This window comes from Rhizobium indigoferae (genome assembly GCF_034554815.1).
In the GTDB taxonomy this organism is placed as follows: Bacteria; Pseudomonadota; Alphaproteobacteria; order Rhizobiales; family Rhizobiaceae; genus Rhizobium; species Rhizobium leguminosarum.
Map to the genome: position 1 here is coordinate 1477463 of NZ_CP140635.1, position 24408 is coordinate 1501870.

Below are 24408 nucleotides of genomic sequence, written 5' to 3' on the forward strand. Positions count from 1 at the left end.
TGAACTGGCCAAAGATACTGCCATGGCCGTCATGGCCCGCATCATCGGGAGAGGTTGATGAACCGTCGGATTTTGCCAACTGCCAATCGAAGAGGACTAAAGCGGATCAGCGGTCTGTTTCCTGCGTTGGCTGCGCTGATGCTGCTCGCCTCGGCGGCGGCCGGGCGAGACATCGGACCGCAAAGCCAAATCTCGCGCGAGCAGGTCGAAAAATTCATCGGCCTCTGGAAAGATCACTTTGCCGGCGCCGATAGCCTGCAGCAGCGGCGGACAGCCTTCAGGACGCTGATGGAGACGACGCCGGGGCCGACGCGCATCCAGGTTCGGCAAGTCGATGCCGACGGCGTCGATGCCGAGTTGATGTGGCCCGCTCGTCTTCATCATCCAATTGGCCAAAGGGTGATCCTCTATGTTCATGGCGGCGGCTTTTCCAGCGGCTCGATCCGCACGCACAGCCTGCTCGCGGGATCTCTCGCCAAGGCCGCGTCCAGCGACGTTCTTCTCATCGATTATCGGCTGATGCCCGAATATGCTTATCCCGCGCAGATCAACGATGCGCTGACAGCCTATCGTTGGCTTCTCGACAACGGCTATCGCAACGAGAACATCATCGTCGCCGGAGATGGCGCTGGCGGCAATATCGCGATCGAGACGGTGCTGCGGCAGATGCAGGCGGCGAAACCGCTGCCGGCTGCCGTGATTGCCCTCAGCCCCATCACCGATCTTGCCGCGACGGGCGGCTCGATGACATCAAATGCCGGAAACGACCCACTGCTCGGCAAGGCTGAGATCGAGACGCTGCGCAAGACCTATCTCCGCAGCCGGTCTCCGACCGATCCCCAGGCATCGCCGCTCTATGCCGACATGGCCGGCTTTCCGCCGCTGCTGCTGCAGGTCGGCTCCGGCGAAGTCCTGCTGGATGATACGCTACGGCTCGCCGACAAGGCGCACCAGGCGGGAGTGGATGTCACCACCGAGGTCTGGCCGGGCATGCCGCATCAGTGGCAGCTGTTTCCCTCTTTGCTCGACGATGCCGATCGGTCGAGCCAGAATATCGCCGAGTTCGCGATCCAGCATTTTGCGGACAAACCGCAGGAGTAGAGGCCGCAGGAGTGACGGCCTGAGGAGTTGGAGCCGCAAGAGCACACGCCGGACGCTCTCCGTCATCGCATCATTGCGATGTGCCGCGGGACGGTGAGGGCGCCAGAGGCCGCTCGACTTCCCGGCCGACGCTGAGCGTCTTTCGCACATTCGGCTCCAGCCGCTCGATATAGGCGTGGTCGGGTGCAGCGCCCAGCGCATCCAGCATTTTCGAGAAGAAACACCGGGCCGCTGCCGCAGCGGTGACGTCGAACACATCGGCATCGCTCAGCCCGTGTTTTTTCAGGCCATCTATATCCTGCTGTGTCACCGACGTCGCATCGCGTGCCACCTTGGCGGCAAAGGCCATGATCGCGCGTTCGCCGGCATCGATCGGCGCCTTCTCCGTCTCGTTGACAACAGCTGTCAGCCCGTCGCTGGTGAAACCCTCGCGCAGCAGCACCGAGCCGTGCGCCAGCATGCAATACGAGGATTTCAGCTCTTTTGCCGCCGCCAGCGTCACCAGTTCATAGCGCCGCAGGCTCATATGGCCGCGAATGCTCGAAAGCAGCGCTGCCCAGCTCTCCATCACCTCCGGCCGGTGGCCGAAGGCCCGGTACATGTTCGGCAGATATCCGTAGTTCGCCTCGGCCGACGCATACATCGACGTCGTCTTCTCGCTGGCGGATGCATTGGGGGTGTGAATGAAAGCCATGGCATGATCCTCCTCTATTGTGAGAAGGATAGGGTAGATATGCAGGACAGCAATCCTGAAACATCAGGCAGCGTCACTGGTCGCGGAAGCGTTACCAATTCTTCTGATGGGAAGGGTTACGGTAAATGTCGATCCGCATCCTCTTTCGCTTCGAACCTCTATCGAGCCGCTATGCAGTTCAACGATCTGCTTCACCAGGTTGAGGCCGATACCCGTTCCGGCAATCCCGGTCGACGTCCGGGCACGAAAATAGCGCTGGAACAGCCGTGGCACGTCTTCTGGATCGATCCCCACCCCGTCATCGCTGATGGAAACTTTAACGTTTCCTGTCTCCGCCCATGCCGTGACGCGAATTTCCGATGTTCCAGGCGCGTATTTGACGGCATTGGAAAGCAGGTTGGTAAAGACCTGTGCCAAAGTGCGGGGATCGGCATCGATGAACTCCGGCAGCCCATCGATATCCAACACAAAACTGTGCGACTTTGCGATCGTCGACTGCCGCTCGCAACAGGTTTTTATCAATGATCTCAATGCGCAGGCGTCGTAATTGATATCGATCTTGCCGGTATCAAGGCGTCCCGCTGACAGGATGCTCTCCATGAGATCGACAATCCGGTTCACCGATGCGCGGATTTGATCGACCTTGTCGCTGAGAAATTCGGGCTCGACCGCCCCCCTTTTTCGCAGCAGCCGCTGGGCAGCAGCGTCGATGATTGCAAGCGGGGTCCTGAATTCATGGGATGCCATCGCCACGAATTGCCGCTGCAATTCGTTGATGTTCCGCTCCTGCGCCAGCATGCGCTCGAGTTCCCGCGCCTGTCGCTCGACTTCCGCCGTGCGGCTCTTAACCGTCGCTTCGAGCTGATCATGATGTCGGCGCAGCTCTTCGGCAAGTCGAACGGTCTTGGTGACGTCCTCATGGGTGGCCACGTATCCACCGTTTTGCATCGGATTGTGGGTGATCTTGATAACGCGCCCATCGGCCAGGACGATGTTCTGGCTGGCCGGCGCACCGCGGGCTGTCGCTTCGAAGACCACGTCAAAATAGGTCGTGGTATCGGCCGGGCCATTTCCCTCCCGGCTGCGATAGGCCAGGATATCCACAAGCGGCGTTCCCGGTTGCGTCAGAAGGTCCGGCAGATTGTACATCCGCGCGTAGGAGGCGTTGCACAATATCAGGTTCTTGGTCGAATCGAACATGCATAGCCCATGCGGCATGTTGCTGAGGGCTGCGTCGAACCGGCGATGTTGTTCGGTCAGGCTGTCTTCGACCCGAATGAGAGTCGAGATGTCTTCGTAACTGAGGATCCAGCCTCCATCCCTCGATGGGGCGCAGGTCAATGAGACCATTCCTCCGTCCGAAAGGGCAAACTGAGACGTGGGCGGTCCACCGACCATCGATCGCCGGGACGCCACCGCACGGCAGTCTGCAGTGCCCGGCAATCCGTCGATATTCATGCCTTTGCGAATGGCTCCTTGCGGAAGGCCGAGAATATCAAGCGTGCGTGAATTGAAAGCCGTCACCGTACCGGCAGGATCAAGCAGAACAATGCCCTGAGGCAGGCTCTCCAGAATGGATTCAAACGAGTGTGACATCATCCGGCCCTGCTTCAGATCTGGCGCGTTTGCACGTATCCGTAGCATTCGTCAGAAACGATAAAGTTTCGCTAATGTCTACCGGCGGGAACTCCTCGACGGAAACCTGGAGCACACCTGATCCGGAATTCTTCTGTCGTTTGCGATAGGCGAACCAGCGTTCAAGCGGAAGCTGCTTTGGTTCTGCCGGCAGGCTGCGGCGAACCGTATGTCGACTTCAGGTGGAACGCCAGGCTGAGCAGCAGATAATCGTCCTTATTGTCGATGTCCTTGCCCATCAATAGCTGCGCCCGCTGCAGCCTTTGATAGAGGGTGTTGATGTGTATGCCGAGGGAGGCCGCTGCCTTGGACGCTGATTTTCCGCTCTCGATGTAGATTTCCAAGGTCCTTAGAAGGGCGTCGCCGTTTGCTTCATTCTCGAAGGGAGCGAGTATCTGATCAGCGAATTCGAGGATATCAGCAGCGGATTGTTTGCGCAGCAGTCTGTCGATGCCGGTCTCGCTGTGCATGAGGATGCCCGGCCGATGCCGCATGCCCATGAGATGCGCGGCCTCGACAGCCTCGGCGGCGGCTTCGGGATAACGATGGGGCGCGCTTTGAATCAGGCTCGCCCCGCAACACCATCCCTCCGCAGCCGCCTGGTCTCCGATGGATTCCAGGTTCGTCCTCAGGGTTTCCTCGGTGGCGGCGCAGAACAGCAGGAAGACGCCTTCGTCCGTATAGAACGACAGCTGGTTGCGGATCGTCGCCGCCTTCAATGCCTGCTGCAGCGTTCTCTGCAGGAACAGGCTCTGGTTCTGGGCGCTCTCCTGCTCGTGCCTGACAAAGATGATCTGGCAGTACTTCCTGATCTGGAAGCCGAACCGGACGGCTCCGCCAGACGTGACGAGATCATCCCTTCCCAAAGCCTCGAAGTGCTTCCGTCTCTTGCTGTTGAGGATTTCGTCCTGCGACGCGCTGCGAACAATTTCGAGCGCTACGAAAGCGGACACCACGCCCAAGATCGCCGCGGCATAGCTTGCATTGTCGCCGCGCTCGAAACGAAAGGCTCCGACGACGTCGTCGGCGACACGGACGGGATGCACGAGGACGGCCTCCGTGGTCTTCGGCTCCTTCCATTCCTTGGACCCGAACGTCGTTCCAAAAATATCGGCGTAGTGGAAATCGATGCCGTAATGAGTCGCTATTTCCTCGAGATGTTCGCTGAGTGGCCGGTGGTGCGTGAAGATGGAGAGGATGTCGTCATGGGCCGAGAGCGAGCGCGCCAGCTCCGCATTGCGCTTTTCGATCTCCAGCCGCATCCGGTTGATGCTTTCATTCGATCGGACGGCCAACTCGTAGGCCTGCGACTTCTTGTAGGCGATGGCAAGCTGCGTCGCGACGGCTGCAAGCAGGCTTACGCTGAATTCACCATAGGCGGACCCCTCCCGAAACGACATGACTGTCAGCGTTCCCAGCGTCGTCGTGTCCGTCCTGATGGGAACGCAGATAAGGCTGTGAGAGAGGCGCTGTTCGGACAGAAAACGAACGTTGGGCGCACGCAGGTTCGCATGAGCATCCCTGATATCTTCCGGGGAGTTCAGCAGGACGGGCGTTCCGGTTGAGAACACGCTGCCGGAGATCGATTCTTGAGGCGTGGTGCGGTAATTGTAATAATCGTCGTCGAAGCCGACCTGCGACACCGGAATGAGGAGACCCGACGCCTCGTCGTAAAGTCTCAGTACGCCAGCATCGCTCGCGGCTATCACACTCAGCGTCTGCTCGATCGCGTTCATGTTGATCTCGTTCGGATCGAGAGAATCGAGGACATTGCGATTGATGGCATTCATGGCCTGGACCGCGCGGTTCTGAAAGCGGATGACCGCGCTAAGCACTATCTTCTGTAGGCGGGCGAAGACGGTTTCATAGTGGGCGCCGGGAATCCGCACCTCGCAGACGGCCCCTGCAAAATAGGAAATATCGGCGGTCAATATGGCATCGTCCTCGTCGCGGCGGTGGCTGAAGGTGATCGTAGGTTCCGACGCGTCGGTGTCCGGAATCGTCGGTCGACCCGAAGCTCGCCGCCAGCTTACGAGCGGTCGGCTCGACAAAAGCAAAAGCGAACTCTCGATTTCGTCTATGATCGTCATGTGGCATCCATGTGTCTTTTCACATAAATAAAGTGAGTGTGGTGTGTGTTTCAACATCCAAAAACGGCTGCTCACATATTAAGCATGTTTTATAAACGCTCAAAAGGGGAGCATTCCATGCTTAGTCAAATCAAGCGCAGGCACATCATCGTCGCGATGCTGTTCATCTGCTGGGTCGTCGGGTTCCTCGACAAGACCGCGATCAACATCGCCATCATTCCGATCGTTGACGAGTTCCACCTGACCTCCGAACAGTCCGGGATGATCATTAGCGCATTCTTTCTCGCCTATTCTCTGACGCAGCTCATCGGGGGCTACCTTGTTGATCGGCTGGGAACCCGCTCGGTCCTGACCTCGGCAGTCGGCATCTGGTCGATCGGCACGATCGCGTGCGGTGCGGTCGGCTCCGCGATGGGGCTGGCCGTGTCGCGCGCTCTGGTCGGAATGGGCGAGGCTGTGTTCCCGGCGGGCAGTTCGGTCGCCATAACCGAGAACTTCAAAAAGGAGAGCATGGCCAGGCCGAAATCGGTCATTCAGTCGGGAGCGTCCGTGGGCTTTGCCGTGGGCTCGCTCGTCACCACCGCGCTGATCGCCTACTTCAACTGGCGTGTCATGTTCATCACCCTCGGCCTGGTCGGACTGGCCAGCGGAGGGGCTGCAATCGGCAGCGAATGAAATCTGGTCCTTCGCCGAAATCCGATATGAAGAGTACAAGTCGGCTGCACTTCTGGCCGACATTCTCGAAGCGGAGGGATTCTCAGTCGAGCGCCAGGCCGGGGGAATCGAGACGGCTTTCGTCGCGAGCTACGGTAGGGGACAGCCCGTTGTGGCGATCCTGGGCGAGTTCGATGCGCTGCCCAATCTCAGCCAGGAGGGCGACGTCGCGGGATACAAGCCCGTTGTCCCCGGCGGCAACGGCCATGGATGCGGACATAATCTGCTGGGCGTCGGTTCGCTGGCCGCCGCCATCGCTCTCAAGGCCTGCAAGGACGAACTCGGGCTTGCCGGTACGATCCGCTTCTACGGCTGCCCTGCCGAAGAAGGCGGCGGCGGAAAGGCCTTCATGGCCCGAGAGGGATTGTTCGATGGCGTCGACGTCGCCTTCACATGGCACCCGTGGGATGAGAACCTCGCCTACCATGCAAGAATGCTGGCGACGAACCAGGTCTATTTCACTTTCCGTGGTGTGAGCGCACATGCGGGCTTCGAGCCCCATCTCGGGCGAAGCGCGCTCGATGCAGTCGAGCTGATGAATGTCGGGGCAAATTTCCTGCGCGAGCACATCGTCCAGGACGGCAGAATTCACTATGCAATAACGGATACCGGCGGAAAGGCGCCCAATGTCGTCCAGTCGCAGGCCGAAGTACTCTACAAGGTCCGCGCGCCGCTGATGGATCAGGTGCGGGACATCACCGAGCGGGTCAAGGACGTGGCTCGTGGAGCGGCACTGATGACCGGAACGGAGGTCGAAATCACCTTCGATGCAGCCTCTGCTGACCTCATACCGAACGCCACGCTGGCAGGTGTGATTCACCAGGAGCTCGACAAGATCGGCGGAGCGTCCTTCTCGAACAGCGAGAAGGAGTTCGCGGCGGAGATCCAGAGGACTTTTCCGAGGGATGTTCAAGCGCGCATCGAGGAGCGCGGGACGATCCTCTCCGGACATGTCAACGAGTTTCAGGAAAAGCCGACATTTCTCCATGGCTCGACCGATGTCGGCGACGTCAGCTGGATCGTTCCCACCGGACAGGTCTATATGGCGACATCAGCCTACGGAACGCCTCCGCATAGCTGGCAGATGGTTGCGCAGGGCAAGACTTCCTACGCGCATAAAGGAATGCTTCAGGCCGGCAAGGTCATGGCCGCCGCCGCCGCCAGATGTCTCCAGGACAGCGAGTTGATCGGCCAGGCGAAGCAGGAACATCTCAGGGAGCTCGGAGGCGCTTCCTACAAGCCTCTCATCCCGCTCGAGACGAAGCCGATGAAGGTCCGCTAGGCAAATGCGGACGGTTATGTGAGCCATGGAATAGCTGCGAGCAATAGCGAGCGGCGAGGGGACTTCAGCCGAGTTTGGCCAGTTGCTCGTCCAGAAGGTCAAGGCTGTCCTCTCCCACTTCGTTGACATCACTCGGCATGGGTTCACCTGTCTCCTGATAAACAAGCCAGGCGACGTACATGGCTGCTGTCGTCAGCGCGTTCCAGCCGTCTTCGCTGGGCTTTCCCACTGCCTCGGAGAGCCGGCGGAGCGTCCCGTGCTCATCGTCGCTGTAGAGGAGGTCGAAGAAGTACCGGCCTGTCAGGCGTCCGCCATCACCCCAGGTACGGATTGCCGCCAAGGCGGCCTTGGTTTCGGGCGCGTCGGGTTCGGTGCGCTCGATCTGTGCGACCAAAACCGCGGCGATCGCTGCCAAGCGCCGCGCCTGTCCGCGTGGCGGCAGAACGGTCAGCTCGGCGCGCAATTTCATGTCTCCATGGTCTCCACTGGGCTTGTCACAACGTCTATCAACACAGAATAGAGGCCCTTCCTGCTTTTGCCAGAAGGTCCGCCGATTACGCCGCATTGATCGCTTCGACGGAAATACCGGGCGAGCCTGAATCCTCTACTTTATTGCTGCCAACGCATCGGTCGGTCGTGCGCCACGCACGGTTCTGCAGGTCGAAAAATATCGACATATGCCTCTCAGTCATGATCATTTTTTAGACCGTTCCAATTTTCGGGATGAGATTCCGGCAGTCGGGGAGGCAGAAATTTGCCGCAGATGCTTCTAATGGGTAACGGTTCGCATAAATTTCGCTTGACAGAATTGGAACGTTCCAAATATTTAGGTAATCATTCGACGGTGGCTCGGGAGGAAGACGTGACAAAGGCGCGGGTAACCGTCATCGACATTGCGAAAGCCGCAGGCGTCTCGAAATCGACGGTTTCGCTGGTGCTTCAGGGTTCCTCCCTGGTCAATGAGGGGACGCGTTCCAAGGTCAATGCCGTGATGCGCGAGCTGGGCTACGTCTATAATCGCGGCGCAGCCAATCTTCGACAGGCCAGTGCCAAATCGAGGATCATCGGGGTCGTCGTGAACGACCTGACGAACAGCTTCTTTGCGGAGCTGGCAGTCGGCGTCGACATGGTCGTTCAGTCGGCCGGATTCGTTCAATTCCTGTCGAACACCAGCGAGAGCATCGACAGGCAGCGCGAGGTTGTCGCATCGATGCGGGAGCATGGTATTTCGGGGCTCATCGTGTCGCCGGCGCGCGCCACCGATGCCGCAGACTTCAAGCCACTCGTCGCGGCAGGGATTCCGGTGGTGGTGGTCGTTCGAAGCCTGCCTGGCGCCAAAGTCTCGTCCGTCGTCTCCGACAACCGGGCTGGCATGGTGTCTGCGGTCAAGCACTTGGCGGAGCTTGGTCACAAGCGCATCGCTTTTCTCGGCGGCTTTCCCGACACCGCTGTCTTCGACGACCGCCTTGCCGGTTACCGAAGCGGCATAGAGGCAGCCGGGCTCGACTATCACCAAGAACTTGTCATCTCGTCGGCGCCTTCGCGAGCCGGAGGGGTGGAGGCGATCGGAAAAGCGATCGTTCTTGCCGACAAACCCACGGCAGCCGTCTGCTTCAACGATGCCGTAGCCTTCGGTGTTTGCGACGGATTGCGTGCGCGCCGTCTGGAGCCCGGCTCCGACTTCGCGGTCGTGGGTTTCGATGACGTCATCGAGGCTCAGGCGGCGGTTCCCGCACTCACAACGGTTTCGGTCGATCCGCAGGGCATTGGGCGCCGCGGCGCGCAACTGCTTCTCAAGCAGATCAATGCGGGCAAGGCGGAGGCGGAGACTGTGACAACAGCGGTTCGGCTGGTTGTTCGCGAGAGCTGCGGAGCCCGCAAGAGCGTAAAAATCGAAACAGGACTCTGAGTAACGCCAATGAACAAGCATCTCACCCCGACCGAAGCGGCCGCGCTGATCCCGGATGGCGCTGTTGTAACGGTGTCTTCCTCGAGCGGTCTCGGTTGCCCGGATCTCATGCTGAAGGCGATTGGTGAACGTTTCGATGCGACCGGCCATCCCCGTGATATCACGACCCTTCATCCGATCGCTGCCGGTGATATGAGTGGCATCAAGGGCGTCGACTATATCGCCAAGAAGGGGCTGCTCAAGCGCATCATCGGTGGTTCCTATCCGTCCGGCCCGTCGTCATCAGAGCCGCCGCTGATCTGGCAAATGATCACCAACAACGAAATCCCGGCCTACAACATCCCCTCAGGTATCCTCTTCGACATCCATCGCGAAGCCGCCGCGAAGCGGCCGGGCGTCCTGACCAAGATCGGCATCGATACATTCGTCGATCCCGAGCGGCAGGGTTGCGCGATGAACGGCCTGGCTTCGGAGCATGCGGTGGTCAAGCGCGTCAGCTTCGAGGGCGACGACTGGCTGTTCTTTCCCTCGATCGTCCCTGAGGTTGCCATCATCCGCGCCACCACCGCCGACGAGCGCGGCAACCTGACATACGAACATGAAGGCGCCTACCTCGGCGGCCTCGATCAGGCGCTGGCCGCACGCAACAACGGCGGCATCGTTATCGCCCAGGTCAAGCGGATCACCAAGGAAGGCTCGCTGAAACCCCATGACGTTCGGGTGCCCGGGATGCTGGTCGACTATGTGGTCGTCGATCCGGAACAGAAGCAGACGACGCAGACGCAATACGATCCGGCAATTTCCGGGGAGATCTTCCGCCCGCTCGATAGCTTCAGCGTTCCGGAGTTCAATGTTCAGAAGGTCATCGCGCGTCGCGTCGCGCAAGAACTTCAGGCGGGGAGCTGCGTCAATCTCGGCTTCGGCATCTCGGCCAACGTGCCGCGCATCCTGCTGGAGGAAGGGCTCCACGGCGCCGTCACCTGGGTCATCGAGCAAGGTGCGGTCGGTGGGGTGCCGTTGCTCGACTTCGCCTTTGGCTGCGCCTCCAATGCCGACGCCTACATGCCGTCTCCCTATCAGTTCACCTATTTCCAGGGCGCAGGCTTCGATGCCTCGCTGCTGTCCTTCCTCGAGATCGGCAAAGACGGTTCGGTCAACGTCTCGAAGCTCTCGTTCCGGCCGCATGTGACGGCTGGTGCCGGAGGCTTCGTCGACATCACGGCGCGGGCAAAGAAGATCGTCTTCTCCGGCATGTTCAATGCCGGAGCGAAGCTTTCGATCGCCGATGGGGCTCTTCTGATCGAGAAGGAAGGCAAGTTGAAGAAGCTCGTGAACGAGGTCGAACACGTCACTTTCAGCGGTAGGCGTGCGATCGAGCAGGGGCAGGATATAACCTATGTCACCGAGCGGTGCGTGATGAAGCTGACGCCTGATGGTATCGTCCTCACCGAGATTGCCCCCGGTGTCGATCTCCAGTCCCATATCCTCGATCAGTCGGAGTTTCCGTTGATCGTTGCGCCCGACCTGAAGGTCATGGACGCAGCGCTCTTCGCGGAGGCAACCATCGGCCTGTCGCTTCCGGTCAAAGGGGCACGGACGCTGGAGGGCAGCTTCCATGGCTAGCGGAACAGTCAGAATTGATGTCGATGGACATGTTGCGACACTGACGATTTCTCGTCCGGAGAAGCTGAACGCGCTCGACCTCGACATGCTCAAGGCATTGGTGGACGCTGCCGACGAGGTGGAGGCCAACGCCAATGTGCGCGCTGCCATTCTCACGGGCGAAGGAAAGGGCTTTTCCGCTGGAGGCGATATCAAGGCCTGGGGCGGAATGTTGCCTCAGGAGTTCGGTCATCTCTGGGTTCGGCACGGTCACCGTATCTTCGAAAGACTGGCGACCCTCCGGGTGCCGCTCATTGCGGCTCTCAACGGCCACGCCCTCGGAGGAGGGCTTGAACTTGCAGGGGTTGCCGACATTCGCCTTGCAGAGGAGCAGATCAAGATTGGTCTGCCGGAAACCGGCCTTGGGATGGTCCCGGGCTGGTCCGGGACTCAGCGTCTTGTGCGCCGGTTCGGGGCGCAGGCCGTCCGACGCATGGCGCTCGGCGGCGAGATATTCACCGCCGAAGAAGCACGCCTGCTCGGTATTGTGGACGCGGTCGTTCCCACCGGAAACGCGGTGACCGCTGCCCGGGAATATGCGCAGCGGATCGCCGCAAGGGGGCCGGCTGCGACCGAGATCGCGAAGTTGATGATCGCATCGGCGAACGGCGAAGACAATGGAACCGCGGTCGAAGCCCTTGGCTCGATCCTCGCTGCGAAGACCGGCGATCTGAAGGAGGGCGTCGCATCATTCAGCGAGAAGCGCCCGGCAACGTTCAAGGGAGAATGGTAATGACGGTTCTCGTCAACCCCACCGCGCTCAGCGACCACAAAGCGCGTGATTTCAAGATGCTCATCGATGGCAGATGGCAGGCTGGTGCCTCCGATCTGATCGAGCGTGTCGCGCCGAGCCATGGCGTCGTGGTCAGCCGGTTTCCGACCGGTAGCAAGAACGACGCCGAACGTGCGATCGCTGCGGCACGCAAGGCGTTCGACCTCGGGCCGTGGCCCCGGATGACCGCTTCCGAACGTTCCGCCATCCTGCTCAAGGCTGCCGACCTGATCGCGGCGCGCGCAGAGGAGCTTGCATTTCTCGATGCTATCGAGGCAGGAAAGCCGATCACGCAGGTGCGGGGAGAAATTGCCGGCTCCGTTGACATATGGCGCTACGCGGCGGCTCTTGCCCGCGACCTCCATGGTGAAAGCTATAACACGCTCGGCGATGGCACATTGGGCGTCGTCTTGCGCGAAGCGATCGGCGTAGTGTCGATCATCACGCCCTGGAACTTTCCCTTCCTGATCGTCGGCCAGAAGCTGCCGTTCGCTCTGGCCGCAGGTTGCACGACCGTCGTCAAGCCCTCGGAGCTGACCTCAGGATCGACGCTCATGCTGGGCGAGATCCTGCAGCAGGCCGGCATTCCGGATGGTGTCGTCAACATTGTCACCGGCACGGGACCAGAGGTCGGCGCGGTCATGACCTCTCATCCCGACGTCGACATGGTGTCGTTCACCGGCTCGACCGGTGTCGGAAAGCTGACGATGTCGAATGCTGCACAGACGCTGAAGAAGGTCTCGCTGGAACTGGGTGGGAAGAACCCGCAGATCGTGTTCCCGGATGCCGATCTCGATGCGTTTGTCGATGCCGCGGTCTTCGGCGCATACTTCAATGCCGGCGAGTGCTGCAATGCCGGCTCGCGGCTGATCCTTCACAAATCAATCGCTTCCGATGTCGTCAAGCGGATTGCCGAATTGTCGAAGGCAGTGAAGGTCGGCGACCCTCTTGATCCTTCGACGCAGGTGGGCGCTATCATCACGCCGCAGCACCTGGAGAAGATATCCGGATACGTCGCCGGGGCGAGGAGCGGCGGTGCCCGGCTTGCCCATGGCGGCGAGACGCTCGATCTTGGCATGGGGCAGTTCATGTCGCCGACGATCCTCGAAGAGGTCACCCCTGATATGGCCGTGGCGCGCGAGGAAGTCTTTGGTCCGGTGCTTTCGGTCCTGACATTCGAGACATCAGCCGAAGCGATCAGGATTGCGAATTCCATCGACTACGGCCTGTCGGCCGGTGTCTGGAGCCGCGATTTCGACACGTGCCTGACGATCGGCCGGTCGGTGCGGGCAGGCACGGTCTGGATGAACACCTTCATGGACGGCGCCTCGGAACTTCCCTTCGGCGGTTACAAGCAAAGCGGCCTTGGCCGCGAGCTCGGCCGCCATGCGGTCGAAGATTACACCGAGACCAAGACACTCAACATGCATATCGGCAAACGCACCAGCTGGTGGATGCCGCAGACGGAAAAGCTGGCTTAGCCGGTGGCCGAACTACGCTCGAGGAGGGCGGGTGATTGGTGCGGGAATGGGTCCCGCATCTTCCAAACTTGAACTGGGAGGTTCTTCGATGAACAGGTTTTTGACCACGACCGCAATGATCGCATTGGCTCTGGCTAGCGCCAGCGTGTCCGTACGCGCCGCCGACGTGAAGGAAGTGCAGATGCTGCATTGGTGGACGTCTGGCGGCGAGGCAGCGGCGCTGAACGTATTGAAGCAGGATCTTTCGAAGGAAGGTTTTGCCTGGAAGGACGTGCCGGTTGCCGGCGGTGGCGGCGATGCGGCGATGACGGCGCTGAAGGCAATGGTGGCAGCCGGCACCTATCCGACAGCCTCGCAGATGCTGGGTTATACCGTGCTCGATTATGCCCAGGCCGGCGTCATGGGTGATCTGACCGAGACGGCGAAGAAGGAAGGCTGGGACAAGTCGGTTCCGGCAGCACTGCAGAAGTTCTCGGTCTATGACGGCAAGTGGGTTGCTGCTCCCGTCAACGTGCACTCGGTCAACTGGCTGTGGATCAACAAGGCTGTGATGGACAAGATCGGCGGCACCCAGCCGAAGACCTTCGACGAGCTGATCGCGCTGCTCGACAAGGCCAAGGCCGCCGGCGTCATCCCGCTCGCTCTTGGTGGTCAGAACTGGCAGGAAGCGACGATGTTCGATTCCATCGTGCTGTCGACCGGTGGGCCGGAATTCTACAAGAAGGCCTTCAACGACCTCGACGAGGAATCGCTGAAGTCCGACACGATGAAGAAGTCCTTCGACAATCTGGCGACGATCATCAAATATGTCGACCCGAACTTCTCGGGCCGCGACTGGAACCTGGCGACCGCCATGGTCATCAAGGGTGACGCGCTGGTGCAGGTGATGGGTGACTGGGCCAAGGGCGAATTCGTCGCCGCCAAGAAGACGCCGGACACCGACTTCCTCTGCTACCGCTTCCCCGGCACCGACGGCAGCGTGGTCTACAACTCCGACATGTTCGGCATGTTCAACGTCCCTGATGACCGCAAGGCGGCCCAGGTGGCGCTGGCAACGGCAACGCTGTCGAAGAGCTTCCAGTCGGCCTTCAACGTCGTCAAGGGTTCGGTGCCGGCCCGTACCGACGTTCCCGACACCGACTTCGACGCTTGCGGCAAGAAGGGCATCGCCGACCTGAAGGCAGCCAACGAAGGCGGCACGCTGTTCGGCTCGCTGGCGCAAGGCTACGGCGCTCCTCCGGCGATCGCCAATGCCTATAAGGATGTCGTCTCGAAGTTCGTCCACGGCCAGATCAAGACCTCCGACGAAGCCGTCAAGCAGCTCGTCCAGGCGATCGACGACGCCCGCTGAGACCACTGTCGACTAAAAATGCTTCCCCGCCTGCTCGCGGGGAAGCTTCAGGCTCCGCGCCGATCATGCAGGGATGATCATGCGGGGCCGATTTTGGGGAGGAGATGACATTCCATGAGCACCGTTGCGACCACCGATCCGGTTCTGACACCGAGGCAATCGACGGGGATCTCGTTGAGGGGCCGGCTGCAGGATGCGCTGCCGAAGATCGTCTTGGCGCCGAGCTTCGTCATCACCATCATCTTCGTCTACGGCTTCATCGTCTGGACGGCCTATCTGTCGTTCACCAATTCCAAGACCTTTCCCTCCTATGCGCTGACCGGGGCGCGCGCCTATCAGCGGCTGTGGCGCTGGACCTTCGAGAGCGATCCGCCATCTTCCTGGTACACCTCGATCACCAACATGGCGATCTTCGGCTTCCTCTATATCGGCATCTGCTTAGCACTCGGTCTGTTCCTCGCCATCCTGCTCGACCAGAAGATCCGCGGCGAGGGGCTGCTCCGGCCGATCTTCCTCTATCCGATGGCGCTGTCCTTCATCGTCACCGGTGTCGCCTGGAAATGGTTCCTCGATCCCGGCCTCGGGCTGGAACAGACGCTGCACCATTTTGGCTGGACGAGCTTCCACTTCGACTGGATCAAGAACAAGGACTTCGTCATCTACACCGTCGTCATCGCCGGCGTCTGGCAGGCGTCGGGCTTCGTCATGGCGATGTTCCTGGCGGGCCTGCGCGGCATCGACGGCGAGATCATGAAGGCCGCCCAGATCGACGGCGCTTCGCCCTTCCAGCTCTATCGGCGCATCGTCATCCCGCTGTTGCGGCCGATCTTTCTCTCCGCCTTCATCGTGCTCGCCCATATGGCGATCAAGTCCTATGACCTGGTGGTGGCGCTGACCTCGGGCGGGCCTGGCGGCTCGGCCTGGCTGCCGTCGAACTTCATGTACGAATACACCTTCAAGCGCAACGAGATGGCCGTCGGTTCGGCCAGCGCCATCATCATGCTGATGACGATCTCGGCAATCATCGTTCCCTATCTCTATTCCGAACTGAAGGAGAAGGCGCGATGAGCAGCGTGACCTCTCCAATAGCAACCTCGACCGCAACGCTGCGGCAGGGCAGCGATCACAGGAACGACAGCAAGAACAGCAACAACACCCGCTGGATCGGCCGCACCGTCATCTATGGCCTGCTGCTGGTCTTTGCCGTCCTCTATCTGATGCCGCTCTTCGTCATGCTGACCACCTCGTTCAAGACCATGGACGAGATCCAGAACGGCAACATGCTGGCGCTGCCGCAATCGCCGACCTTCGATCCCTGGATCAAGGCCTGGGGCGAGACCTGCGTGGGGCTGACCTGCGCCGGCATCAAGGGTTACTTCTGGAACTCGATCAAGATGGTCGTGCCGGCTGTCGCGATCTCCACCATCATGGGGGCGCTGAACGGCTATGTCCTGACCAAATGGCGCTTCCCCGGCCACACGCTGGTGTTCGGGCTGATGCTGTTTGCCTGCTTCATCCCGTTCCAGTCGGTGCTGTTGCCGATGGCAACGATCCTCGGCTCGCTCGGCCGCTTCGGCATGACGCTGCAGAACGCCACGGGCTGGAACTTCGGCTTCGGCAATCCGACCGTCAATCTGGTCTTCGTGCACGTCGTCTATGGCCTCGGCTTCACGACGCTGTTCTTCCGCAATTTCTACGAGGCCTTTCCGACCGAACTGGTCAGGGCCGCCCAGGTCGATGGCGCCAGCTTCTTCCAGATCTTCCGCCGCATCATGCTGCCGAACTCGCTGCCGATCATCGTCGTCACGGTGATCTACCAGTTCACCAATATCTGGAACGACTTCCTGTTTGCGTCTGCCTATGCCGGCACCGGTGAATCCATGCCGATGACGGTGGCGCTGAACAACGTCGTCAACACCTCGACCGGGGTGGTCGAATACAATGTCAACATGGCGGCTGCGATGATCGCAGCCGTGCCGACGCTCATCGTCTATATCCTCGCCGGCCGCTACTTCGTGCGCGGTCTGATGGCGGGCGCTGTCAAAGGGTAATCCATGGCCTTCCTCGAAATCTCCGGTCTCAGAAAGCGCTTCGGCGCCGTCGACATTCTCAAGGGGATCGACCTCGAACTCGAAAAGGGCGGCTTTCTCGTGCTGGTCGGCCCGTCCGGCTGCGGCAAGTCGACGCTGCTCAACACCATTGCCGGGCTGGAGACGATCACCTCCGGCGATATCAAGATCGACGGGCGCGACATCAGCGGGCTGCATCCCTCCAAGCGCGACATCGCCATGGTGTTCCAGTCCTATGCGCTCTATCCGAACATGACGGTGGCCGGCAATATCGCCTTCGGCATGGAGATCCGCGGCGTGCCGAAGGAGGAGCGTGTCAAGGCGATCGGGCAAGTCTCCGACATGCTGCAGATCGGTCATCTGCTCGACCGCAAGCCGAGCCAGCTCTCCGGCGGCCAGCGCCAGCGTGTCGCCATGGGGAGAGCGCTGGTGCGCAATCCGCAGGTCTTCCTGTTCGACGAGCCGCTCTCCAATCTCGATGCCAAGCTGCGCGTCGACATGCGCACCGAGATCAAGCGGCTGCATCAGCGCATGGGCACCACCTTCGTCTATGTCACCCACGACCAGATCGAGGCGATGACGCTGGCGACCAAGATCGCCGTGCTGAAGGATGGCGTGCTGCAGCAGTTCGGCACGCCGGCCGAGATCTATAACAGCCCGTCCAACATCTTCGTCGCCGACTTCATGGGCTCGCCGGCGATGAACCTGCTCACCGCCACCGTCGAAAACGGCGCCGGCGGGCTCGAAGTCTCGCTGGAGCGGCCGAATGCCGCCCCGCTGAGGCTCCCCGTCATCGCAGGCAACAATGGCCTGACCGCCTATACCGGCAGACAGGTGATCTTCGGCATCCGGCCGGAGGCCTTGACCGATCCCGATGGCGCCGACCGCAAGGCGCGCTCGCTGACCGAGGGCGACTGCCTGATCGAGGTGGTCGAACCGGCCGGCTCCGACACCTTCGCCGTCACCAAGCTCGGCGGCAAATCCGTCGTCGCCCGCCTGCGCGCCGATACCGGCATCGCTCCAGGACAAAACACCCGCCTCGCATTCAATCTCGACAAGGCCGTCTTCTTCGATCCCGAGAGCCAGGCGCGGATCGTGTGATGGCCAGGTGCTAACATGAGCAGTTCACCTGACATCGTCATCATCGGTTCAGGCATCGGCGGCGCCACGGTCGCGGCCGGCCTGGCCGCGACCGGCGCGCAGATATTGATCCTCGAAGCCGGCGATCATATCGCCGACCTTCCGGTCAACCGCGACCAACGCGCGATCTTCCAGCGGGGACATTTTCGACCGAAGGAAACCTGGTACGAGGCGAACGGCAAGGGATTCAATCCCGGAAACTATTACAATGTCGGCGGGAATTCGAAGTTCTACGGCGCCGTGCTGTCGCGCTATCGCAAAGAGGATTTCGCAGTCATCGAACACCGCGAGGGTGTATCTCCAGCCTGGCCGTTTCCCTACGAAGCCCTGGAGCCATGGTACTGCCAGGCGGAGCGCATGTATCAGGTCCGTGGCAGTCTGGGCGAAGATCCCACCGAGCCGCACCACACGGCTGCCTACGAATACCCGCCAGTCCCCGACGAGGCGCCGATTGCCGATGTCAGGGCGCGCCTCAAGCAGAAAGGCCTGCATCCGTTTTCCCTACCGCTCGGCCTGGATCTTGACGCCTGGCTCTCCAAAGCACGCACGCCATGGGATGCGCATCCAAACGCACGGGACGGCAAGATGGATGCCGAGACTGCAGCCCTCGCAGTGGCGCTGAGACACGAGAATGTGCGGCTCGAAACCACTGCGCGTGTTACGAGGCTCGACGTTGGAGCGGGGAGCCGGATCGACCAGGTGACCTACATCAAGAACGGGCAGACGGTGACTGTTTCGCCTAAGATCGTGATCCTCTCCGCCGGGGCAGTCCAATCATCCGTGCTTTTGCTGCGTTCGAAAAACGACCGCTTCCCAAAGGGTCTGGCGAACTCTTCCGACCAGGTGGGCCGCAACTTCATGAATCACAATGCGTCCGCCGTCATCGGGGTCTCGCCGCGGTTCAGGAACACCTCCATCTACCAGAAGACGTTTGCCTTCAACGACTTCTATCTCTCCGACGGGGAGGGCGGACCGCCCCTCGGCAACGTGCAGCTCCTCGGTCGCATCTCTGAAAAGGTCCTCAAGGGCTCTCTGCCGCAGGCTCCGGAGTGGCTTCTGCGCTTCATCACGGGCCATGCCATCGACTTCTATGCGATGAGCGAGGACGTTCCCAATCCCGAAAGCCGTGTCATGGTGGATGGAGATCGGATTGTTCTCCAATGGCAACGAACCAACTGGGACGCCCACCTCGCACTTGTCGCCAAGTTGAAGCGGATTCTGAAGTCGATCGGATTTCCGATCGTGCTGTCGAGACCATTCGACAAGCGCACGCCCTCGCATCAGTGCGGAACGATCCGCATTGGAAACGATCCCGCGACTGCGCCGCTGAACGCGTACTGCCGTTCGTATGATCACGAAAATCTCTTCGTCGTCGACGCCAGTTTCCTCCCCACCTCGGCCGCGGTGAATCCTGCGCTCACCATCGCCGCCCAAGCGCTGAGAGTGGCAGATCATATCGCGTCGAAGGACTTTGCAGGCATGACACAGGCGCTGGCGGTCGCCAGGCCGGATGCAACAGGACAGTAAAATGGGATTCGATTACATCATCACTGGCGCCGGTCCGGCAGGATGCGTTCTTGCGAACCGGCTGAGCGAAGATCCCGATGTCAGCGTGCTCCTGCTCGAAGCGGGCGGAGGCGACTGGAATCCGCTCTTTCACATGCCGGCCGGCTTCGCCAAGATGACCAAAGGCGTTGCCAGCTGGGGATGGGAAACTGTTCCCCAGAAGCACATGAAAGGTCGGGTGCTTCGCTATACGCAGGCGAAAGTCATCGGCGGTGGCTCGTCCATCAACGCCCAGCTCTATACACGCGGAAACGCGGCGGATTATGATCTCTGGGCTCGTGAAGACGGTTGCGAGGGCTGGGACTACCGCTCGATCCTTCCCTATTTCAAACGCGCGGAGGACAATCAGCGCTTCGCTGACGACTATCACTCCTATGGCGGTCCGCTGGGCGTCTCGATGCCGGCTGCGCCGTTGCCGATCTGCGACGCCTATATCCGTGCAGGGCAGGAGCTCGGCATTCCCTATAATCACGACTTCAACGGACGCCAGCAGGCGGGAGTGGGATTTTATCAGCTCACGCAGCGCAACCGCCGCCGGTCGTCGGCTTCGCTCGCCTATCTCTCCCCGATCAAGGACCGGAAGAACCTGACGGTCCGGACGGGCGCGCGCGTCGCCCGTATTATCGTGGAGGGAGCCCGTGCGACAGGCGTCGAAATCGTGACCTCGCGCGGCTTGGAGATCGTGCGCGCCGAACGCGAAGTGCTGGTGTCATCGGGCGCGATCGGATCGCCGAAGCTGCTTTTGCAGTCCGGCATAGGACCGGCCGACCATCTGCGGTCGGTGGGCGTCAAGGTGCTCCACGATCTGCCGGGTGTCGGCGAAAACCTGCAGGATCACCTGGATCTTTTCGTCATCGCTGAATGCACCGGCGATCACACCTATGATGGCGTTGCAAAACTCCACCGGACACTTTGGGCCGGGATTCAATACGCCCTGTTCCGCACCGGTCCTGTCGCCTCGTCGCTCTTCGAGACCGGCGGCTTCTGGTACGCCGATCCGCAAGCCCGTTCTCCTGATATCCAGTTCCATCTCGGCCTGGGTTCGGGCATCGAAGCGGGTGTCGAGCGCCTCAAGAATGCGGGCGTGACACTTAATTCCGCCTATCTGCATCCGCGCTCGCGGGGGACAGTCCGTCTGTCATCCTCTGACCCGGCCGCCTCTCCATTGATCGATCCCAACTACTGGTCCGATCCGCACGACAGGACGATGTCGTTGGAAGGGCTCAAGATCGCGCGCGAGATCATGCAACAGGCGGCGCTGAAGCCCTATGTCATGGCCGAAAGGCTTCCAGGACCGAAGGTCATGACCGACGAAGAGCTTTTCGACTACGGCTGCGCCAACGCAAAGACCGATCATCATCCGGTCGGTACCTGCAAGATGGGGACAGGGCCTGACGCGGTTGTCGGGCTCGATCTCAAGGTCCATGGCCTGGAAGGCCTCAGGGTCTGCGATTCATCCGTCATGCCGCGCGTGCCGTCATGCAATACCAATGCTCCGACGATCATGGTTGGCGAAAAGGGATCTGACCTCATCCGAGGCTTGCCGGCACTTGCCCCCACCATCTTCGCCTACGAACGCAACGATGCGAGGCCTCGGGCCCGCGCCGAAATCCGGTAAGCCATCTTAAGAGGAGAGACGACAATGTCTGAAGTCAGAGTTGCAGTGCTGGGCGCCTCGGGCTGGATGGGAAAGGTCCACACGATGGCCTATCAGACCTTTCCGCATTTCTTCGGAGTGTCGGACGGAACGGCACGGATCGTGGCTCTCGTCGAAGGTCCCTCGAAGGCAGCCGGGGATCTTTCCCACAGGGCGCCGGGTGCAAGAATTCTTCAGGATTGGAATCTCGCGGTCGCCGATCCTGATGTCGATCTGATCGATATCTGCCTGCCCGACCACCTTCATTACCAAGTGGCGAAGGCGGCCTTGCTGGCCGACAAACATGTCTATTGCGAGAAGCCGTTGGCAAACACCGCCGCTGAAGCGCGGGAACTGGCCGACATCGCCCGGGCGAAGGGTGTCATTACCCGCGTTGGACACGCCTTTCCTCGCAATCCTGTCCATGATCTGGCGAAAGACATCATTCAATCTGGCGAAATCGGCGAGATCAAGCTGTTTCGCGGCTGCCAGCACGTCGACATGTATGGCGATCCCTACGCGCCCTTCATGTGGCGCGCCGATGGAAAGCTTGCGCCGACCGGGATCGTCGGTGATACCGGTTCGCACATCTTCAGCTTCATGGATTTCCTGGTCGGCCGCGTCAGTTCGCTGATCGCCGACAATCTCATTGTGACGCCGCGTCGGCCTGTCGTCGAGGGCCTTGCCTATGGCGAGCAGGTGAAACTGTCAGGCAATGAGACCTGGGCCGATATCACCAATCCCGATGCGACGAACCTGCTGTGCCGGTTCGAGAACGGCGCTGGCGGGATCGTCGATTTCAGCCGTGTCGCGACCGGCCGCAAGTTCATGCAGACCTACGAAATCTATGGAACGAAGGGCAGCATCGCCTATACCTATGACGAGATAAACCGGCTGCGCTTCTACTCCAACGATGACCGAACGGGGCGGCGCGGCTTCCGGGAGATCGACGTTGGGCCTGAAAACCCCACCTTCAGGGCTTTCCTTCCCCTGCCGAATTTCGGCCTAGGCTACAATGAAAGCAAGATCATCGAGGTGGCCGAGGTGATCCGCTCGATCGTTGCAAACCGGCCGATGTGGCCGACATTCGATACCGGCCATCACATCTGCCAGATCGTCGACGCATGCATGGAGTCTTCTCGCGAGAGGCGCTGGGTCGACATCCCGCTGGCTGAACGCCGATGACCATAGACGTTCCGCAGGAAATTCTTGACGCACTGACCGATGTCGACATGCCGCGGCTTCCAACCGAGCCCGCTCCTTCGGAAGTGATCCGGCTCGCCGGCGTCGAGGTGCCGATCTATCGGACCGGTTGCGTCATTGTCGGATCCGGCGCGGCAGGTCTGCGAGCCGCGGTGGAAATGAGGCGGCGCGGCGATGACGTCGTCATCGTCAGCCAAAGCGCGTGGGGTGGAACCTCGGCCTGTTCGGGATCCGACAAGCAGACCCTTCACACTGCAAATACGGCGGATCAGGGCGACAATTACAAGGCGATGGCCCGAGCCATCCGCAGCGGTGGCGCAATGGACGAGGACACGGCCTATGTCGAGGCTGTGGGTTCGTCCCGGATGATGGCGTCGCTTCAGTTCTTAGGTCTGCCGCTGCCGCAGGATCCGCTGGGTGGAACGCTCAGATATCAGACCGACCATGACGAAGTCGGCCGCGCTACCAGTTGCGGCCCGCGCACGTCGCGCCTGATGGTCAAGGTGCTGGCCGAGGAGGCGATCCGGCTTGGAGTGCCGTTCTTCAATCAGACCACGGCGGTCAAGATCCTCACCGAGGGTGGTGAAGCTGACCGCCACGTCGTCGGCATACTCGCCATGCGTGCCAGCGACCGCACGGAGGAGAACCCGCTGGGCATCGCGCTGTTCGTCAGTGGGGTGATCGTGCTTGCGGCCGGCGGGCCTGGCGAACTTTATCGCGACAGCGTTTATCCCAACGGCTGCTTCGGTTCTCTCGGATTGGCGCTTGAGGCAGGCGTCGAGCTCGTCAACCTGACCGAAAGCCAGTTCGGGATCGGAACACGCAGGGAAGGGTTCCCGTGGAATCTGTCCGGCACCTACGTCCAGGCCATCCCGCATATCTACTCGCTCGATACCAAAGGCGCCGAGCACCACTTTCTGGCAGAGTATTATCGCAGCACGCAGGAGCTGGCGTCGAACATCTTCCGCAAGGGCTATCAGTGGCCATTTCACGCGACGCGCATGCTCGATTTCGGTTCAAGCCTGGTCGACCTTGCCATCGCTAGCGAAACAGCCGCAGGGCGGCGCGTCTTTATGGATTTCAATCGCAATCCCCTATCCGTGCCGGGCGATCTGCCGTTCAGCCTGGAAAGACTGGATGAAGACGTCTGCGAATATCTAGGCAAGGCCGGCGCCGATCAGGACATGCCGATCGATCGCTTGAAGCATATGAACCCGCTCGCGATCGAGCTCTACCGCCGCTACAAGATCGATATTGCCGAAGAGCCGCTGGAATTTGCGGTCAACAACCAGCACATGAACGGCGGCATCATGGTCGACACCTGGGGCCGCAGCAATGTCGGCGGCTGTTATGCGGTTGGAGAAGCGGCGGGCACACACGGCGTGACGAGGCCGGGCGGAGCGGCGCTCAATGCCGGGCAAGTCTTCGGCACCCGCGCGGCCGAGCACGCCAGCGCCAGCGGCAGGGCGAAGCTGGCCGCCACGGGGGATATAACCGGCAACGCAGAAGCAGGCATCGCCGACCTCCTTGCCGTCCTTCGGACCGAGAGCTCGCTCACCGTCAAATCTATCCGTTCGCAAGTGCAGGCACGAATGAGCGAGAAGGCTGGCATCATCTGCGATCAGGAGAGCGTAGGCAGAGCCTTGGTCGAAGCGCGGAAACTGAACGCTGAAATTCGCGCCGACGGCATTGCCTATGGTCGCGCAGCGGAGGCGGTTCGAGGTGTGCAATGGCGGCATATGGCGCTCACCTCGGAAGCCGTGCTCAGCGCACTTGATTTCTTCATTCGCAATGGAGGCGGCAGCCGCGGCGCGCGCGCCATATGCGATGCTACGGGCGAATCCCTTCCGCTTGCGAGCGCAGGGCCGTTGCAGGATTATCGTTTCCGGAAGGAACGCGAAGTGCATCGGAAGGAGCAGATCGTCGTTCGGCTTGATGGTGATGAGATTAGGCTTTCAACGCGTGCGAACCGCACTTTCGATGAAAGCGCCAGATCCTTTTTCGAGCGAGACTGGCCAGCCTGGTTGACGGGCCGCATCTACGATCTGGACGCTGGCAACTGAGGTGATGCCAGGAACCTGAATCACTTCGAGAAGGGCCCAT

At 60.7% G+C, this 24408-nt stretch carries 19 protein-coding genes; 15 read left to right on the plus strand and 4 right to left on the minus strand.

The annotated features are described in order from the left end of the window. The first annotated feature begins 126 nt into the window (after positions 1–126). Complete coding sequence (locus tag U5G49_RS07575) at positions 127–1101, plus strand: alpha/beta hydrolase (RefSeq protein WP_018241666.1); 975 nt, start codon at positions 127–129, stop codon at positions 1099–1101. 70 nt (positions 1102–1171) lie between these two features. On the opposite strand, the gene U5G49_RS07580 is transcribed toward U5G49_RS07575, so the two are convergent. The 3 genes from U5G49_RS07580 to U5G49_RS07590 all read right to left on the minus strand — a co-directional run bounded on the left by U5G49_RS07580 (position 1172) and on the right by U5G49_RS07590 (position 5520). After that, entirely contained in the window at positions 1172–1795 is a 624-nt protein-coding gene (locus U5G49_RS07580; protein WP_018241667.1) for a carboxymuconolactone decarboxylase family protein, read from the minus strand. 63 nt (positions 1796–1858) lie between these two features. Continuing rightward, on the minus strand, positions 1859–3394 hold the full coding sequence (locus U5G49_RS07585; protein WP_168300207.1) for a sensor histidine kinase: 1536 nt from the start codon (positions 3392–3394) through the stop codon (positions 1859–1861). A gap of 158 nt (positions 3395–3552) precedes the next feature. Then, positions 3553–5520 carry a helix-turn-helix domain-containing protein gene (locus U5G49_RS07590; RefSeq protein ID WP_193445463.1) on the minus strand — a complete coding sequence of 656 codons (1968 nt, stop codon included), beginning with the start codon at positions 5518–5520 and terminating at the stop codon, positions 3553–3555. 84 nt (positions 5521–5604) lie between these two features. Here U5G49_RS07590 and U5G49_RS07595 point away from each other — a divergent pair, with 84 nt between their 5' ends. Continuing rightward, on the plus strand, positions 5605–6195 hold the full coding sequence (locus tag U5G49_RS07595) for an MFS transporter (RefSeq protein ID WP_246289253.1): 591 nt from the start codon (positions 5605–5607) through the stop codon (positions 6193–6195). After that, a complete protein-coding gene (locus U5G49_RS07600) occupies positions 6128–7516 on the plus strand; it encodes an amidohydrolase (protein WP_193445464.1) in 1389 nt (462 codons plus the stop codon). Before U5G49_RS07595 ends, U5G49_RS07600 begins: the two co-directional genes overlap by 68 nt. 64 nt (positions 7517–7580) lie before the next feature. On the opposite strand, the gene U5G49_RS07605 is transcribed toward U5G49_RS07600, so the two are convergent. Continuing rightward, positions 7581–7985 carry an Imm6 family immunity protein gene (locus tag U5G49_RS07605; protein ID WP_193445465.1) on the minus strand — a complete coding sequence of 135 codons (405 nt, stop codon included), beginning with the start codon at positions 7983–7985 and terminating at the stop codon, positions 7581–7583. A gap of 393 nt (positions 7986–8378) precedes the next feature. Between U5G49_RS07605 and U5G49_RS07610 the strand changes: the two genes are divergently transcribed. From U5G49_RS07610 to U5G49_RS07665, 12 genes are all read left to right on the plus strand, one after another. Next, entirely contained in the window at positions 8379–9425 is a 1047-nt protein-coding gene (locus tag U5G49_RS07610; RefSeq protein WP_047622620.1) for a LacI family DNA-binding transcriptional regulator, read from the plus strand. A gap of 9 nt (positions 9426–9434) precedes the next feature. After that, complete coding sequence (locus tag U5G49_RS07615; RefSeq protein WP_193445466.1) at positions 9435–11048, plus strand: acyl CoA:acetate/3-ketoacid CoA transferase; 1614 nt, start codon at positions 9435–9437, stop codon at positions 11046–11048. Beyond that, positions 11041–11820 carry an enoyl-CoA hydratase/isomerase family protein gene (locus U5G49_RS07620; RefSeq protein WP_047622622.1) on the plus strand — a complete coding sequence of 260 codons (780 nt, stop codon included), beginning with the start codon at positions 11041–11043 and terminating at the stop codon, positions 11818–11820. Before U5G49_RS07615 ends, U5G49_RS07620 begins: the two co-directional genes overlap by 8 nt. Next, entirely contained in the window at positions 11820–13340 is a 1521-nt protein-coding gene (locus U5G49_RS07625; RefSeq protein ID WP_193445467.1) for an aldehyde dehydrogenase family protein, read from the plus strand. The genes U5G49_RS07620 and U5G49_RS07625 overlap by 1 nt, the downstream gene beginning before the upstream one ends. An 88-nt stretch (positions 13341–13428) precedes the next feature. Then, positions 13429–14691: an ABC transporter substrate-binding protein gene (locus tag U5G49_RS07630; RefSeq protein WP_047622624.1), complete on the plus strand. Its 1263-nt coding sequence runs from the start codon at positions 13429–13431 to the stop codon at positions 14689–14691. 114 nt (positions 14692–14805) lie between these two features. Beyond that, entirely contained in the window at positions 14806–15759 is a 954-nt protein-coding gene (locus U5G49_RS07635; protein ID WP_105005730.1) for a carbohydrate ABC transporter permease, read from the plus strand. Next, positions 15756–16742 (plus strand): carbohydrate ABC transporter permease, encoded by a 987-nt coding sequence (locus tag U5G49_RS07640; RefSeq protein ID WP_193446915.1) that lies wholly within the window; start codon positions 15756–15758, stop codon positions 16740–16742. Before U5G49_RS07635 ends, U5G49_RS07640 begins: the two co-directional genes overlap by 4 nt. 3 nt (positions 16743–16745) lie before the next feature. After that, positions 16746–17861 (plus strand): ABC transporter ATP-binding protein, encoded by a 1116-nt coding sequence (locus U5G49_RS07645; protein WP_130716178.1) that lies wholly within the window; start codon positions 16746–16748, stop codon positions 17859–17861. A gap of 15 nt (positions 17862–17876) precedes the next feature. Next, positions 17877–19427, plus strand: a complete 1551-nt coding sequence (locus U5G49_RS07650) for a GMC oxidoreductase (RefSeq protein WP_193444180.1) — start codon at positions 17877–17879, stop codon at positions 19425–19427. 1 nt (position 19428) lies between these two features. Next, positions 19429–21084, plus strand: a complete 1656-nt coding sequence (locus tag U5G49_RS07655) for a GMC family oxidoreductase (RefSeq protein ID WP_193444183.1) — start codon at positions 19429–19431, stop codon at positions 21082–21084. Positions 21085–21108: 24 nt separating this feature from the next. Further along, the gene (locus tag U5G49_RS07660) at positions 21109–22287 is read left to right on the plus strand and encodes a Gfo/Idh/MocA family protein (protein ID WP_193444185.1); all 1179 of its coding nucleotides are present in this window, start codon (positions 21109–21111) and stop codon (positions 22285–22287) included. After that, the gene (locus U5G49_RS07665; protein ID WP_193444187.1) at positions 22284–24368 is read left to right on the plus strand and encodes an FAD-dependent oxidoreductase; all 2085 of its coding nucleotides are present in this window, start codon (positions 22284–22286) and stop codon (positions 24366–24368) included. Before U5G49_RS07660 ends, U5G49_RS07665 begins: the two co-directional genes overlap by 4 nt. Positions 24369–24408: the final 40 nt, after the last annotated feature.

Excerpts from the sequence above, each read along its gene's own strand:
- U5G49_RS07580 (WP_018241667.1), bottom strand. The coding sequence starts at position 1,795 with ATGGCTTTCATTCACACCCCCAATGCATCCGCCAGCGAGAAGACGACG.
- U5G49_RS07585 (WP_168300207.1), bottom strand. The coding sequence starts at position 3,394 with ATGATGTCACACTCGTTTGAATCCATTCTGGAGAGCCTGCCTCAGGGC.
- U5G49_RS07590 (WP_193445463.1), bottom strand. The coding sequence starts at position 5,520 with ATGACGATCATAGACGAAATCGAGAGTTCGCTTTTGCTTTTGTCGAGC.
- U5G49_RS07595 (WP_246289253.1), top strand. The coding sequence starts at position 5,605 with ATGTTTTATAAACGCTCAAAAGGGGAGCATTCCATGCTTAGTCAAATC.
- U5G49_RS07605 (WP_193445465.1), bottom strand. The coding sequence starts at position 7,985 with ATGAAATTGCGCGCCGAGCTGACCGTTCTGCCGCCACGCGGACAGGCG.
- U5G49_RS07615 (WP_193445466.1), top strand. The coding sequence starts at position 9,435 with ATGAACAAGCATCTCACCCCGACCGAAGCGGCCGCGCTGATCCCGGAT.
- U5G49_RS07620 (WP_047622622.1), top strand. The coding sequence starts at position 11,041 with ATGGCTAGCGGAACAGTCAGAATTGATGTCGATGGACATGTTGCGACA.
- U5G49_RS07625 (WP_193445467.1), top strand. The coding sequence starts at position 11,820 with ATGACGGTTCTCGTCAACCCCACCGCGCTCAGCGACCACAAAGCGCGT.
- U5G49_RS07630 (WP_047622624.1), top strand. The coding sequence starts at position 13,429 with ATGAACAGGTTTTTGACCACGACCGCAATGATCGCATTGGCTCTGGCT.
- U5G49_RS07635 (WP_105005730.1), top strand. The coding sequence starts at position 14,806 with ATGAGCACCGTTGCGACCACCGATCCGGTTCTGACACCGAGGCAATCG.
- U5G49_RS07640 (WP_193446915.1), top strand. The coding sequence starts at position 15,756 with ATGAGCAGCGTGACCTCTCCAATAGCAACCTCGACCGCAACGCTGCGG.
- U5G49_RS07645 (WP_130716178.1), top strand. The coding sequence starts at position 16,746 with ATGGCCTTCCTCGAAATCTCCGGTCTCAGAAAGCGCTTCGGCGCCGTC.
- U5G49_RS07650 (WP_193444180.1), top strand. The coding sequence starts at position 17,877 with ATGAGCAGTTCACCTGACATCGTCATCATCGGTTCAGGCATCGGCGGC.
- U5G49_RS07655 (WP_193444183.1), top strand. The coding sequence starts at position 19,429 with ATGGGATTCGATTACATCATCACTGGCGCCGGTCCGGCAGGATGCGTT.
- U5G49_RS07660 (WP_193444185.1), top strand. The coding sequence starts at position 21,109 with ATGTCTGAAGTCAGAGTTGCAGTGCTGGGCGCCTCGGGCTGGATGGGA.
- U5G49_RS07665 (WP_193444187.1), top strand. The coding sequence starts at position 22,284 with ATGACCATAGACGTTCCGCAGGAAATTCTTGACGCACTGACCGATGTC.